This window comes from Catellatospora tritici (assembly GCF_019083965.1).
Taxonomy (GTDB): domain Bacteria; phylum Actinomycetota; class Actinomycetes; order Mycobacteriales; family Micromonosporaceae; genus Catellatospora; species Catellatospora tritici.
The window spans coordinates 257,325-270,664 of the sequence record NZ_JAHRCY010000005.1; the positions used below are offsets into that span (position 1 = coordinate 257,325).

The following is a 13,340-nucleotide window of genomic DNA, read 5'->3' on the forward strand; positions in this document are numbered from 1 at the left end:
ATCGTAGGTCCGCGGCGGCGGTGCCACCGGCGATTCGGTCAGCACGGTCAGCGGCGGAAGGTGCCGAGCTCCCGGCGCAGGTGGCTGGGCGTCTCGACCTTGAACCGGCCGCGCCCGAACGCGTCCACCCGTCCCCACCGGCCGGGGATGTCCAGCAGCTCGATCCGGCCGATGCCCTCGGGCAGAGCCGCATCGACGACCAGGCTGTCGCCCAGCGGCTGCAGGCCGAGCATGGTACGCAGCAGCAGCAGCGGCGCCCCGGTCGACCACGCCTGTGGGCTGCACGCCGTCGGATACTGCACCGGATAGCGGGTCGCCTCGCGCGGATAGCCACCGAACGCCTCCGGCAGCCGTCCGTCGAAGTACTCGGCCGCGTCGAGGATGCCCGCGGCGATCTGCGCCGCCTCCCGCTTGAAGCCGTACCGGCGCAGCCCCCAGGCGATGAACGAGTTGTCGTACGGCCACACCGTGCCCACGTGGTAGCCGATCGGGTTGTACCGCCGCTCCCCCTCGGCCAGCGTGCGCACGCCCCAGCCGGAGAACAGGCGCGGCCCGAGCAGGTGCTTGGCCAGCGCCCTGGCCCGGGGCTTGTCGACGATGCCGCTCCACAGCAGGTGGCCGATGTTGGACGACAACGCGTCGACCTGCCCGCCCTCGGCGTCCAGCGCCAGGGCGTAGTACTGCCCGTCGGCGACCCAGAAGTCGCGGTTGAACCGCTTCTTCAGGTCGGCGGCCTGCCGCTCCAGCTCCTGGGCGTAGTCGGGGTCGCGCCAGATCTCGCGGGCCAGCCGCGCGCCGCGCACCCGGGCGTCGTAGGCGTAGCCCTGCAGCTCGCAGGTGGCGCGCGGGAAGCCCGGCAGGCGGCCGTCGCGGTAGGAGATGGAGTCCCAGGAGTCCTTCCAGCACTGGTTCTCCAGGCCGGTCTTCTCGTTGCGGCGGCGGTACCAGACGTAGCCGTTGCCGAGCAGGTCGGCGTACTCGTGCACCCAGCGCAGCGCGGCGCGCGCCTCGATCTCCAGGTCCTGCACGAGTCGCTTGTCCCCTGTCCAGCGCTCGTACTCGTCGAGCAGCACCACGAACAGGGCGGTGGCGTCGGCGTTGCCGTAATAAGGGGTGTGCGGCTGCTCCAGGAACGCCGCGGTCTCGCCGTAGCGGATCTCGTGCAGGATGCGGCCGGGGTCCTCGTCGCGGAAGTCGTCGAACCGGGTCCCCTGGCGTTCGGCGAGCTCGCGCAGGGTGGTGGCGGCCAGGTCGGGTGCGAACGGCAGGGCCTGCAGGCTGGTGAAGATGCTGTCCCGCCCGAACATGGTCATGAACCACGGCAGCCCGGCGGCGGGCAGAGCTCGCCCACCGGAGGTCAACGGCGAGAAGCGCAGCGCGGCCAGGTCGATGAGGCTGCGGCGGTAGGTGCTGCGCAGCGGCTCCCAGTCGCACTCCAGCCGCGGCGCCTCGGCCAGCCACCGGTCCAGGTCGCCGGCCAGGTCGGGCGGCTCCGCCAGGGCCAGGTTGGCGGGCTTTCCGTTGGCGCCGACCACGGTCGGGGTGACCCGGATCGTGGTGGACCAGTTCTGCTGCGGCTGCAGCCGGACGGTCCAGGTCAGGCCGTGCTCGTCGAGGTCGGCCCGGGGCTGGGCGCTGATGGTGGTGGTGCGGTGGAAGGTCTCGCGCTGGTAGCCGAAGACGAGCTTGTCGCCGTCGACCTTGCGGTAGAGCTTTCCCTTCTTCTTCTGGTCGTTCTTGACGTCGAAGAGGTCGGCGAAGTCTGACCCCGCGTCGATGCGGATCGTGAGGTCGGTCGGGCCGTCGCCGTGGTTGATCACCATGATGGACTCGGTGACCCCAGTGTCGATCGAACGGCTCCGGATCACCGACAGCTTCGCGTCGATGTACACGGTCCCGGTCCCCGGCACGAGGAAATAGGTGGTCTGGAAGTACTGCAGGTCGTCGGTGGACAGCGGGCTGAGGCGCTGACCGTCGACGGTGAGCACCCAGGTGGACAGGAACCGGGTGTCCCAGGAGAACAAACCGGACGGGTCGGCGGAGGTCGCCTCGATGTCGCCGCGCTCGTCGCTGACGACGTAGGTGTTGCCGTTGAGGATGCGTACCTGCGCGGCCATGGTCAGCCTTCCTCTCCGCGGCGGCGGGCGGCCTCGGGCGGCCCGGCGAACATGCGCTGGAACAGCTGCAGCAGCTCGAGGCGCCCGGTGGCGATGACCAGCCCGCGCAGGTACGCCGCGTAGCCGTTGTCCTTGCCAGTGACGATCTTGTCGAACGCGGCCGCGTCGGCCTGCACGATGCAGTCGGCCTTGCCGCCCCGGCGGGACACCGAGATGTCGCCGCGGTTCAGCGTCACCAGCCAGCGCTGCTGCGGCTTGCCCACCGGGCCGATGTCGAATCTGATCGTGCCTTCAGTCCGCCGCAGCAGCGGTTCGTGACCCCGCCTGTTCAGCGCGGCGAAGAACTCCTCGGTCGCCGTCGTCGTCGCCATAGTGATCATCCGCTCCGAGAGCTGTCGCTTATAGGCGCATGCTCCCTGAGCGTACTACCGGTCCGGATCGGTGGTATTTCAATGCGATTTATACCCCGAACCGCCGGGTCTCATTCCTTGAGGTTGATCCGAGGCGCCCGCTGCTCGAATGGGGTCGACAACACCACCGTGGTACGCGTCGTGACATTGGCCGAGGTGCGGATCTCCTGCAGCAGCCGCTCCAGGTCGGCCGGTGAGGCGACCCGGACCAGCAGGATGTAGAAGTCCTCGCCCGCCACCGAGAAGCACGACTCGATCTCCGACAGGTGCGCCAGCCGCTCCGGGGCGTCGTCGGGCTGCGCCGGGTCGAACGGCCGGATCGCCACGAACGCCGTCAGCGGCAGCCCGATCGCCTGGTAGTCGACCCGTGCGCCGTACCCGGTGATCACACCGCGCTGCTCCAGGCGGCGCACCCGCTGGTGCACCGCGGAGACGGAGAGTCCGACCTTCTCGGCCAGGTCCGTGTACGACATCCGCCCGTCGGCGGTCAGGGCCGAAACGATGGCCTGGTCGGTCTCTTCCACGGCGCTCAAGCTACACCGACCCCCCGCCGGGGCGCACCAGCACTTTGAGCGCCTTGCGGTCGTTCATTGCGGCATATCCGCCGGGCACCCCGTCCAGCCCGACGGAGACGTCGAACACCGGGCTCGGGTCCAGCGTGCCCGCCAGCACGTCGGCCAGCAGCTCCGGAATGTACGCCCGCGCCGGGGCCACGCCGCCGCGCAGCGCGATGTTGCGGCCGAACATGTCGCCGATGTCGACCCCGGCCGAGCCGCCGTGCGGCACCCCGACGAACCCGACCGCGCCCCCGTCGCGGGCCACGCCGATGGCGGTGCGCATGGACTGCTCTGTGCCGACCGCCTCGATGACGGCGTGCGCGCCGTGGCCACCGGTCAGCTCGCGTACGGCCGCGACGGCCTCGTCGCCGCGCTCGGCGATCACATCGGTGGCGCCGAACCGGCGCGCCAACGCCGTACGCGCGTCGTGGCGGCCCAGCGCGATGATGCGCTCGGCGCCCAGCCGGTGCGCGGCGAGCACGCCGCACAGCCCGACCGCGCCGTCGCCGACGACCGCGACGGTCGCGCCGGGACGCGCGCCGGCCGCCAGGGCGGCGTGGTGGCCGGTGGACATGACGTCGGACAGCGCGAGGATCTTGACCAGTTCGGCGTCGCCGAGCCCGGACGGCAGCCCGACCAGGGTGCCGTCGGCGTACGGGACGCGCACGGCCTCGCCCTGGCCGCCGTCGGAGCCGGGCTGACCCCAGAAGCCACCATCGGGGCAGGAGGTGTGCAGGCCCTCGCGACAGAACTGGCAGGTGCCGTCCGACCACACGAACGGCGCCACGACCAGCTCGCCCACCTTGACCGTGGTGACGTCGGCGCCCACGGCCTCGACCACGCCCAGGAACTCGTGCCCGATGCGCTGGCCCGGCTGCCTGGTGGCCACCCCCTGGTACGCCCACAGGTCGCTGCCGCAGATGCAGGCGTGCGTCACCCGCACCACGGCATCGGTCGGCTCCCGCAGGGTCGCGTCGGGCACGTCCTCCACCCGGATGTCGTGCGGGGCGTAGATCACCGTAGCGCGCATGTGATCATCGTAGTGGTCGCCGCCGCGCGGGCACGGGCGGACGCGGCCGTGTCCGCGCCGCCGCCCGTGCCGCCGTCAGTGCCGCTCGCGCAGCAGGCAGAACTCGTTGCCCTCCGGGTCGGTGAAGACGGTCAGGTCCTCCTGCTCGCGGACCAGGGTCGCGCCCGCGGCGACGATCTCGGCCCGCTCGTCGTCGTCGGCGACGATGTCGAGGTGGATGCGACCGACCGGCAGCAGGTCCAACGCCGGAGCGATCCACACGTCCGGCTCGGTGCCCGACGGGTCGTGCAGCAGCACCGACTCGCGCTCCGCGAGGCTGCGGTCGGCGAGCTTGGCCGCGTCCTCGTCGACGATGGGCAGCCCGGTGACCAGGCTCCAGAACGGGGCCATGACATAAGGGTCACGACAGTGGATCACGACCGAGGAGATGTACGGCATGGCGCCAACCTAGTGGCAGGTTTGGGTACGGGCGCCATCGGATATCCCGCCCCTTGACATCCTCAGCCGGAGGGGTCTTACCGTAGGTGACCGTTACCGCTTCCGGTACCGGTACCGCAGCGGAGGTGCCCATGCGCACGACCATCGCCGACATCGCGCGGCTGGCCGGGGTGAGCAAGGCGACGGTGTCGCGGGTGCTCAATGCCCGGCCCGATGTCGACCCGGCCACTCAGCAGCGCATCCAGCAGATCATGGCCGAGACCGGGTACGTGCCGAGCTCGCACGCCGTCGACCTGGCCCGCGGCCGGACCCGGGCCCTCGGTGTGCTGACGCCGGACCTGCGCACACCGTGGCTGTCGGAGCTGCTGCACGGCGCCGCCGAGGTGATGCAGGCGGACGGTTACACACTGTCACTGCATCCGGCGGGCGACGGCACCGGCTGGGACCGGTTCGCCGCCCGTGCCGCGGCACAGTCCTTCGACGGGGTGCTCGCGGTGTTCCCCGCCGACACCGCCTCCGAGCTGCGTGTACTCAGCGAGCGCGGGGTGCCGGTGGTGGTCGTGGACGGTCGTAGCGAGTCGACGCTGCCCGCCGTCGCCACCGACCATGCCGACGGCGGACGTCGGGCGGCCGAGCATCTGCTGCTCGCCGGGCGGCTGCGGCTGGCCATGATCACAGGACCTTCCGATCATGTGGCGGTGATGGAGTGCGCCGGCGGGTTCACCGACCGGCTGGCCGCCACCGGGGCGGTGCTGCGGGCCGCCTGCGTCACCGAGGCCGACGGCACCGAACAGGGCGGCTACGACGCGGCGCAGCGGCTGCTGCGGGCCCGGCAGTTCTTCGACGGCCTGTTCGTGCACGGTGACGCGATGGCGGCCGGGGCGCTGCGGGCCCTGCGCGAGGCGGGCCGGTCGGTGCCCGGCGAGGTGGCGGTGATCGGCTTCGACGATCTGCCGCTGGCGGCGTACACGCATCCGGCGCTGACGACGGTGCGGGTGCCCTGGCCGGAACTCGGCGGTACGGCCGCGCGGCTGCTGCTGGACCTGATCGGCGGCGACGTGACCCCGGCCGGGCCGACGCTGCTGCCGACTTCGTTGGTGGTCCGGGCCACGACGCCGCAGGTGGGGCGCATTCCGGGGCAGCGCAGCCGCCGTGCGGCGGGCAAGCCGGTGCTGCCGCGGATGTGACACCCGGCCCGCGGTGCCGTCCTGACCGCCCGGTGCCCGCGGAACCGGTTCCGGGCCACGTTTGCCCGCTGCGGCGGGCCAGGGCAGGCGAGTGGCCGACCCGGCCGCCGGACCGGCGACCGGGTGCGCGATAGGACCGGGTCGGCACTGCCCGCGTCCGGCCGCCGCCGCGCAGGCTCGACATATGTCCCTACCCCTGCACCGCCTCACCGCGACCCAGACACTCACGGTGCCGTTCGCGGTCGACACGTTCGAGGCGCTCGGGCCGCTGTCGCACGCGCCGTTCCCGCACCGGCACACCTTCTATGAGGTGGTCCTGGTCCGGGCGGGCACCGGGACCCACGTGGTCGACCTCGCCGGGTATCCGCTGCGGCCGCCGCACCTGGCGGTCGTCCTGCCAGGACGCACCCACCACTGGCGCGACGCGTCCGCGCTGGAGGGCTGGCTGATCCTGCTCGGCGAGGAGTTCCTGGCCGGCAGCCCGCGCGTACGCGAGCTGCTGCACCGGTTCGGACACCGGCCGTGCGTCAGCCTGGGCCCGGACGCGGGCGAGCACGCCGGCACGATCGTCGCGCGGATGCGCCGGGAGTACGCCTGCCCCGCCGCGGACACCCTGGGCGTGCTTCGGGCGTACCTGCACATCCTGCTGGCGACGGCGGCCCGGCAGGCCGGGGCGCCCGCGCCCGGCGGGGTCGGCGGGCAGCGGGCGCAGCTGGCCAGACGGTTCTGCGACCTGGCCGCACGACCCGGCGGCGGCCTGCGTACGGTCGGCGAGTATGCGGCCGCGCTGGGTGTCTCCGCCGGGCACCTCGGCGACGCGGTGCGCGCGGCCACCGGGCGCACGCCGGGTGACCTGATCCGGCAGGCGTGCGCGGTCGAGGCGATGCGGCTGCTGGCAGGCACCCGGCTGACGGTGGCGCAGGTCGCCCACGAGGTCGGGTTCGTCGACCCGGCGTACTTCTGCCGCTTCTTCCGCAGGCAGACGGGTTCGACCCCGGGTGCTTTCCGCCGCGCCAGCTGTGGCGACGCGGAAAGCACCACGATCACCGGATCTCGTCCATCGAATCACGACGATGTCGGCACCTAGCGTGGCTACGACGGCATCGTTGTGAAGGAGAGTGCTGATGACCGACGACGAACCGCGCCCCGTGGGCGTCACCCGCAAGACCCTGCTGCGCGCCGCCGTGGTGGTGCCCGCGGCGCCGCTGCTGCTGGCGGGCGTACCGGCGCTGGCCCGGACGCCGTCCGGACAACCGCTGACGGCGACCCCGCAGTCGTGTGACGACGACCTGACCCCGCCGCAGCTGGAGGGCCCCTACTTCAAGCCCGGCTCGCCGCTGCGGACCTCGATGCTCGACGGCACCGGCACCCGGCTGACCCTGACCGGGTACGTGGTCGGGCTGGCCTGCCAGCCGATCGCCGGGGTCCTGCTGGACTTCTGGCAGGCCGACAACGCGGGCGCCTACGACAACGTCGGCAACCGCTTCCGTGGCCACCAGCTCACCGACGCGCAGGGGCGGTTCACCCTGACCACCATCGTGCCGGGGCTCTATCCGGGCCGCACCCGCCACATCCATGTGAAGGCGCAGGCGCCGGGCCGCCCGATCCTCACCACGCAGCTGTATTTCCCGAACGAACCCCGCAACAGCACCGACACCCTGTACGACCCGGCGCTGCTGATGACGGTCGGTTCGGCCGGACAGGCCACGTTCGACTTCGTCCTGAACGTGCCTGGTGTGCCGTCGTCGCCCTCCCCGACTCCGACGACGCCACCGAGCCCGACCCCGCCCGGCGGCAGCACGTGGCGACCCGGCGTGGCGTACGCCGTGGGCGCGCAGGTCACCTACGGCGGCGCCGCGTACGTCTGCCAGATCGCGCACACCTCGCTGCCGGGCTGGGAGCCGCCGAACACCCCCGCCCTGTGGCGGCGCCGCTGACGGGCGGCCGGAGCAGCGGCGCAGGCACCACCGCTTCGGGCGCCTGCGCCGCCCGCACCGTCTCAGGTCAGGTTCGCCAGGACCGCCGCCGGATCGGCACCGCGGGGAAGGTCACTGACCTGGCCGTCGCCGACCTCGACGACCCGCCACACGCCGTCGTCGCGCTGCGCCACATCGGTGGTGACGAACCGGGGTCCGAACTCGCGCACCAGCGGCGCGATCGCGTCCAGGTTCGGCTCGGCGGTCAGATCCGGGGTGTCCGGATGCGCGCCGACCAGCACTGGCTGCCCGCTCACCCACCAGACGCGCGCCTCGACGGCTCGGCCGCCGGAGCGCTGAAAAGCCTCGAACCGCCGCACCACGATCCCGCCGGCGAGGAAGTCGTCCTGCAGCTCGACCATGCGGGCGACCACCCGGTATGCGTGCGCGGTGTCGGCCAACTCGGGAATGAAGCAGGCCTCGTCCCACTCGTGCTTGCGCGACTTGACGTAGTCCTTGACCACCGCTGGACCCATCCCCAGTGGGGCGACCAGCGCCGCGACCTCGTCGACCGACGGCGGGACGCCGGGCGGCCAGGGTAGCCAGACGCTGTCCGGAGTGACCGCGGCGAAGTGCGCGTACCAGCCGGGCAGTTCGTGGGCGGCCCGGTAGTCCCCCGGCGGCACGCGCAGTGCGGCACCGCGCCGGGCGAGAGCCGTCGCCAGTTCGGCGTAGTGGTCGGCGGGGATCATCCAGCCGCGATACCAGCATTCGCCGAGTTCGAGCGGAACCCGGCGCACCGCGGCCGTCGCGTCCCCGGCGAGCAGCGCGTCATGGTCGAGCAGCGCCACGGTGCGGCCGAGCTCGCGGATGGCCGCCGCCTCGGCGGCGAAGTGCGGGTCGGGGCGGCGTTCGGCCAGCGGATCGGCGGGCACCAGCAACGCGGAGGCGGTCACCGCCGCATCTTATGCAGCGCAACGCAAGTCCCGATGTTACGTAACCATGCGCAAGCCCATGCATAAATTCGGTCCGGATATTGCGCGCGTGTGTCCAGAGGGTTACGGTCCATCCAGCACCGTCCAACCGCTCCGGTGCGGCAAGCAAACCGTCATCGGCCGAGCCGTTCCCCTGTCCCCCCAGGTCGGCACGGTCGGGGCGGCTGTAATCGCGCCGAGCCGACCGCCCCCGTCGGCGGATGCCGCGCGCCCGGGCACGGGCGCCGGTGCCGCAAACGGTGACGGGCCTCTCGGCACCCGTCCCCGAGAGCGAGCTGTGATGTCCAGACTCTCCTCAGGCACCGGCCGGGCGATCCGCGCCGGTGCCCTCCTGTCCACCGGGCTGCTCGTCGCAGCCGGGATCGTGGCCCTGTCGGCGCAGCCCGCGCTGGCGGCCGCGACCGGCGGCGTCGGCGCGACCCTGCCCTACGTGCAGGTGCAGGCCGAGAACGCCGCCACCAACGGCACGGTGATCGGGCCGACCGCGGCGTACAACACGCTCGCCGCGGAGGCGTCCTACCGCAAGGCGGTGACGCTGTCGGGCTCGGGCAAGTACGTCGAGTTCACCACCCCGGTGACCACGAACTCGATCGTGTTCCGCTACAGCATCCCGGACTCCGGCAGCGGCTCGGTGTACACGGCACCGCTGTCGCTGTACATCAACGGCACCCGGCAGACGAACTTCACCCTGACCAACGCCTACAGCTGGTACTACGGCGGCTACCCCTTCACCAACTCCCCGGGTAGCAACCCGCACCACTTCTACGACGACGTCAACCGGCTGTTCGGCACGACCTACCCGGTGGGTACGAAGTTCAAGCTGCAGGTGGACTCGGACTCGACGGCCTCGTCGTACACGATCGACTTCGCCGACTTCGAGAACGTGGCCGGGCCGCTGTCGCAGCCCGCCGGATCGGTCTCGATCACCAGCAAGGGCGCCGACCCGACCGGTGTCGCCGACTCCACCTCGGCGATGAACTCCGCGATCGCCTCGGCGGGCGCGGGCGGCACGGTGTGGATCCCGCAGGGCACGTTCAAGATCCTGGGGCACATCGCGGTCAACAACGTGACCATCAAGGGCGCGGGCATGTGGCACTCGCGCACCACCGGTGACCGCATCGGCTTCTACGGCAACTACCCGCCGACGCCGAGCAGCAACGTGCACCTGGCCGACTTCGCGATCTTCGGCAACGTGCAGGAGCGCAACGACGGCGACCAGGTCAACGGCATCGGCGGCGCGATGAGCAACTCCACCGTGGACCGGGTGTGGATCGAGCACACCAAGGTCGGCGCGTGGATGGACGGCCCGTTCAACAACCTGGTGTTCAGCGGGATGCGGCTGCGCAACTACACCGCCGACGGCATCAACTTCCACAACGGCGTCACCAACTCCAAGGTCACCAACAGCGACGTGCGCAACGCCGGTGACGACGCGCTGGCCATGTGGGCGGAGAGCAACGCCGACTCGGGCAACAGCTTCGACCACAACACCGTGCAGTACCCGATCCTGGCCAACGGCATCGCGATCTACGGCGGCCACGACAACTTCGTGACCGACAACCGGGTCATCGACTCCGGCCTGACCCAGGGTGGCGGCATCCACGTCGCGCAGCGGTTCGCCTCCACCACGCTGGGCCGCACCGACGTGCTGCGCAACACCATCATCCGCTCGGGCGCGCTGGACCCGAACTGGAACTTCGGCGTGGGCGCGCTGTGGTTCGACGCCCGTGACGGCGCCATGACCGGCCTGACCAACGTCGACAACATCCTGATCCAGCAGAGCCCGTTCGAGGCGATCCAGTTCGTCTCGGGTTCGAACATCACCAACGTGAAGATCAACAACGCCACGATCCAGAACACCGGCACCTGGGTGGTCCAGGAGCAGGTCGGCGGCTCGGCGACGATCACCAACAGCACCGCCACCGGCACCGGGGCCCCGGCCGCGGTCTACAACTGCGGCGTCGGGTTCACCCTCACCGACGGCGGCGGCAACTCCGGCATCTTCGGCTCCACCGGCTGCAGCAACATCACCAACCCGGCGTTCCCGCCCTACCTGCCCGACAACGGGTCGGCGATCTCGGTGAGCCCCAGCGCACTCGGCTTCGGCTCGGTCGCCACCGGCACCACCACCGCCGCGCAGGCCGTCACGGTCACCAACACCGGCACGGCCGCCGCGCCGGTGACCTCGATCGCCACCTCCGGTGACTTCGCGCAGACCAACACCTGCGGCAGCAGCATCGCCGCGGGCGCCTCCTGCACCGTCAACGTCACGTTCACCCCGACCGCCGCGGGTAACCGCACCGGCAACCTGACCGTGGTCGCCGCGGGCGTCACCAGCACCGTGCCGCTGTCGGGCACCGGTGTGGCGCCGGGGCCGATCCTGACCGCCAACCCGTCCGCGCTGACCTTCCCCGCCACCACCGTCGGCAGCCAGTCGGCGACCCAGACGGTGACTGTCACCAACAGCGGCACCACCACCGCGACCGTGTCGGCGGTCAGCACCAGCGGCGACTTCAGCCAGACCAACACCTGTGGCAGCGTCGCCGTCGGCGCGAGCTGCACGGTCACGGTCCGGTTCGCCCCGACCACGTCGGGCGCCCGCACCGGCACGCTCACCGTCACCAGCAACGCCAACAACAGCCCAACCACGGTCAGCCTCTCCGGCAGCGGCGTCGGCGCCGACACCAACATCGCCCTGGGCCGCCCGGCCACCGCCAGCAGCCAGGTCAACGGGGTGCAGACCCCGAACCTGGTCACCGACGGCAACGCCGACACCTACTGGGAGAGCGTCAACAACGCGTTCCCGCAGTGGGTGCAGACCGACCTCGGCGCCGCGACCAGCATCAACAAGGTGACCCTCAAGCTGCCGCCGGCGGCGGCGTGGGCCACCCGGACGCAGACGCTGTCGGTGCAGACCAGCACCAACGGCAGCTCGTTCAGCACGGTCGCGTCGGGCACGTATACGTTCAACCCGGCCACGGGCAACGCCGCCACGATCACCTTCACGGCGACCAGCGCGCAGTACGTCCGGATCAACATCACGGCCAACTCCGGCTGGCCCGCCGGGCAGCTGTCCGAGCTGGAGGTCTACCCCAGCGGCGGCAACCCGCCCACCTCGGCGACGCTGAGCACCAACCCATCCTCGCTCACCTTCGCCAGCCAGGCCCTGAACACCACCAGCGCCGCGCAGGCGGTCACGGTGACCAACACCGGCAACGCCGCCGCGGCGATCTCGGCGGTATCGGTCAGCGGTGACTACCTGCAGACCAACACCTGCGGCAGCTCGCTGGCCGCCGGCGCGTCCTGCACCGTCAACGTCAGCTTCCGGCCGACCGCCTCGGGCACCCGCACCGGCACGCTGACCATCACCAGCAACGCCACCAACAGCCCGACCACGGTCGCGCTGACGGGCACCGGGGCCGGGGCGGTCGCCACCAACCTGGCCGCGGGCAAGCCCACCAGCGAGTCCAGCCACACCCAGGTGTACGGCTCGGGCAACGTCACCGACGCCGACCAGAACACCTACTGGGAGAGCAACAACAACGCGTTCCCGCAGTGGGTGCAGGTCGACCTCGGTTCGGCGCAGTCGGCCGGCAAGGTCGTGCTGCAACTGCCCGCCTCGTGGGGCGCGCGCAGCCAGACGCTGTCGATCCTTGGCAGCACCGACGGCAGCAACTTCAGCACGGTGAAGGCGTCGGCGGCGTACACGTTCAACCCGTCGAGCAACAACACCGTGACCATCACCTTCACCGCGACCACCCAGCGCTACTTCCGGCTGAACATCACGGCGAACACCGTCTGGCCCGCGGGCCAGATCTCCGGCTTCCAGGTCTGGAACTTCTGACCACGGATCGCTGACACGCGGGGCCGCCGGGCATCGACCGGCGGCCCCGCCCGCGTGTACCGCACGAATGGCGGCCGGTCACTACGATGCCGGGCGTGCCGCCCACCTCACCGCCTGCCGTGGCCGAGCCAAGCATTCCGGGCCGGGCGAAGCTTCTCGCGATCGTGGTCTTTCTCAGCCTTCTCGCCGCCATGATCGGGCTCGTCGAGCTGGTCTTCCCGGGCAACGACTGGCGCCACGTCAAGTTCTGGGGCATCCCGGTCGCGGTGCTCTACTGGCCGCTGGCGCGACACGTCATGCGGCGGGTCTACGGCGAGCGGCGCATGGCGGCCGACAAGCGGCTCGACGCGGCTCGGGAGGTGAGGTACCGCCGCTGGTTCTTCCGGTACTTCATGCCTCCGATGGCGCTGGTCTTCGCGATCCTCGGCGGGATCGACGCGGGACCGGCGTGGCAGGCGTGGCACGGCCAGGGCCGCCCCGGCTGGGCGGTCACCGAGGAGCGCACCTGCAACAGGACCTGTTCCTGGACCGGCACGTTCCGCAGCGACGACGGCGCCGTGGACCGTGCCGGTGTCTGGATCTGGGATCCCCCGGCGCAGGTGCGCGCCGGCGATCGGATCCGTGCGGTCGACACCGGTGACCGCACGGCCGTGTTCGAGGCGTCCGGCGGCGGCGCACGCGAGCAGTGGTGGTTCGCCACGCTGCTCGTCGGCGGCGCAGCGGCCTACCTGGCCTGGTGGCTGGGCTGGATCACCGGCTTCTGGCGGATCCTGTTCCGCGAGGGTGACGACCTGTGCTGAGCCCCGGTCCGGGTCCGCGACCCGCCCGACGATCCAGCTCGGCGCC

At 71.5% G+C, this 13,340-nt stretch carries 11 protein-coding genes; 5 read left to right on the forward strand and 6 right to left on the reverse strand.

Going from position 1 to position 13,340, the window contains the following annotated elements:
- Positions 1-47: 47 nt before the first annotated feature.
- From KUA19_RS13485 to KUA19_RS13505, 5 genes are all read right to left on the reverse strand, one after another.
- The gene (locus KUA19_RS13485; protein ID WP_217396299.1) at positions 48-2,117 is read right to left on the reverse strand and encodes an amylo-alpha-1,6-glucosidase; all 2,070 of its coding nucleotides are present in this window, start codon (positions 2,115-2,117) and stop codon (positions 48-50) included.
- Between the two features lie 2 nt (positions 2,118-2,119).
- Positions 2,120-2,488, reverse strand: coding sequence for an SCP2 sterol-binding domain-containing protein (locus KUA19_RS13490; protein WP_217396300.1), 369 nt, complete (start codon positions 2,486-2,488; stop codon positions 2,120-2,122).
- A 110-nt stretch (positions 2,489-2,598) separates the two neighbouring features.
- Entirely contained in the window at positions 2,599-3,051 is a 453-nt protein-coding gene (locus tag KUA19_RS13495; RefSeq protein ID WP_217396301.1) for an Lrp/AsnC family transcriptional regulator, read from the reverse strand.
- Between the two features lie 10 nt (positions 3,052-3,061).
- Complete coding sequence (locus tag KUA19_RS13500) at positions 3,062-4,114, reverse strand: zinc-dependent alcohol dehydrogenase family protein (RefSeq protein ID WP_217396302.1); 1,053 nt, start codon at positions 4,112-4,114, stop codon at positions 3,062-3,064.
- 75 nt (positions 4,115-4,189) lie between these two features.
- Complete coding sequence (locus KUA19_RS13505) at positions 4,190-4,552, reverse strand: VOC family protein (protein WP_217396303.1); 363 nt, start codon at positions 4,550-4,552, stop codon at positions 4,190-4,192.
- A gap of 131 nt (positions 4,553-4,683) precedes the next feature.
- Here KUA19_RS13505 and KUA19_RS13510 point away from each other — a divergent pair, with 131 nt between their 5' ends.
- The 3 genes from KUA19_RS13510 (at position 4,684) to KUA19_RS13520 (ending at position 7,676) form a co-directional block, all read left to right on the forward strand.
- Positions 4,684-5,739: a LacI family DNA-binding transcriptional regulator gene (locus KUA19_RS13510; RefSeq protein WP_217396304.1), complete on the forward strand. Its 1,056-nt coding sequence runs from the start codon at positions 4,684-4,686 to the stop codon at positions 5,737-5,739.
- A gap of 184 nt (positions 5,740-5,923) precedes the next feature.
- On the forward strand, positions 5,924-6,826 hold the full coding sequence (locus tag KUA19_RS13515) for a helix-turn-helix domain-containing protein (RefSeq protein WP_217396305.1): 903 nt from the start codon (positions 5,924-5,926) through the stop codon (positions 6,824-6,826).
- A 37-nt stretch (positions 6,827-6,863) separates the two neighbouring features.
- Complete coding sequence (locus KUA19_RS13520) at positions 6,864-7,676, forward strand: dioxygenase family protein (RefSeq protein WP_217396306.1); 813 nt, start codon at positions 6,864-6,866, stop codon at positions 7,674-7,676.
- Between the two features lie 62 nt (positions 7,677-7,738).
- Here KUA19_RS13520 and KUA19_RS13525 read toward each other — a convergent pair whose 3' ends face one another.
- Positions 7,739-8,611: an ATP-grasp domain-containing protein gene (locus KUA19_RS13525; protein ID WP_308167432.1), complete on the reverse strand. Its 873-nt coding sequence runs from the start codon at positions 8,609-8,611 to the stop codon at positions 7,739-7,741.
- Positions 8,612-8,930: 319 nt separating this feature from the next.
- On the opposite strand from KUA19_RS13525, the gene KUA19_RS13530 reads away from it, so the two are divergent.
- Entirely contained in the window at positions 8,931-12,494 is a 3,564-nt protein-coding gene (locus KUA19_RS13530; RefSeq protein WP_217396307.1) for a choice-of-anchor D domain-containing protein, read from the forward strand.
- Between the two features lie 95 nt (positions 12,495-12,589).
- The gene (locus KUA19_RS13535; RefSeq protein ID WP_217396308.1) at positions 12,590-13,294 is read left to right on the forward strand and encodes a hypothetical protein; all 705 of its coding nucleotides are present in this window, start codon (positions 12,590-12,592) and stop codon (positions 13,292-13,294) included.
- The last annotated feature ends 46 nt before the right edge of the window (positions 13,295-13,340 follow it).

Bases quoted from the DNA above. Each gene is read 5' to 3' on its own strand.
- KUA19_RS13520 (WP_217396306.1), top strand. From the start codon at position 6,864: ATGACCGACGACGAACCGCGCCCCGTGGGCGTCACCCGCAAGACCCTG.
- KUA19_RS13500 (WP_217396302.1), bottom strand. From the start codon at position 4,114: ATGCGCGCTACGGTGATCTACGCCCCGCACGACATCCGGGTGGAGGAC.
- KUA19_RS13490 (WP_217396300.1), bottom strand. From the start codon at position 2,488: ATGGCGACGACGACGGCGACCGAGGAGTTCTTCGCCGCGCTGAACAGG.
- KUA19_RS13485 (WP_217396299.1), bottom strand. From the start codon at position 2,117: ATGGCCGCGCAGGTACGCATCCTCAACGGCAACACCTACGTCGTCAGC.
- KUA19_RS13505 (WP_217396303.1), bottom strand. From the start codon at position 4,552: ATGCCGTACATCTCCTCGGTCGTGATCCACTGTCGTGACCCTTATGTC.
- KUA19_RS13515 (WP_217396305.1), top strand. From the start codon at position 5,924: ATGTCCCTACCCCTGCACCGCCTCACCGCGACCCAGACACTCACGGTG.
- KUA19_RS13530 (WP_217396307.1), top strand. From the start codon at position 8,931: ATGTCCAGACTCTCCTCAGGCACCGGCCGGGCGATCCGCGCCGGTGCC.
- KUA19_RS13510 (WP_217396304.1), top strand. From the start codon at position 4,684: ATGCGCACGACCATCGCCGACATCGCGCGGCTGGCCGGGGTGAGCAAG.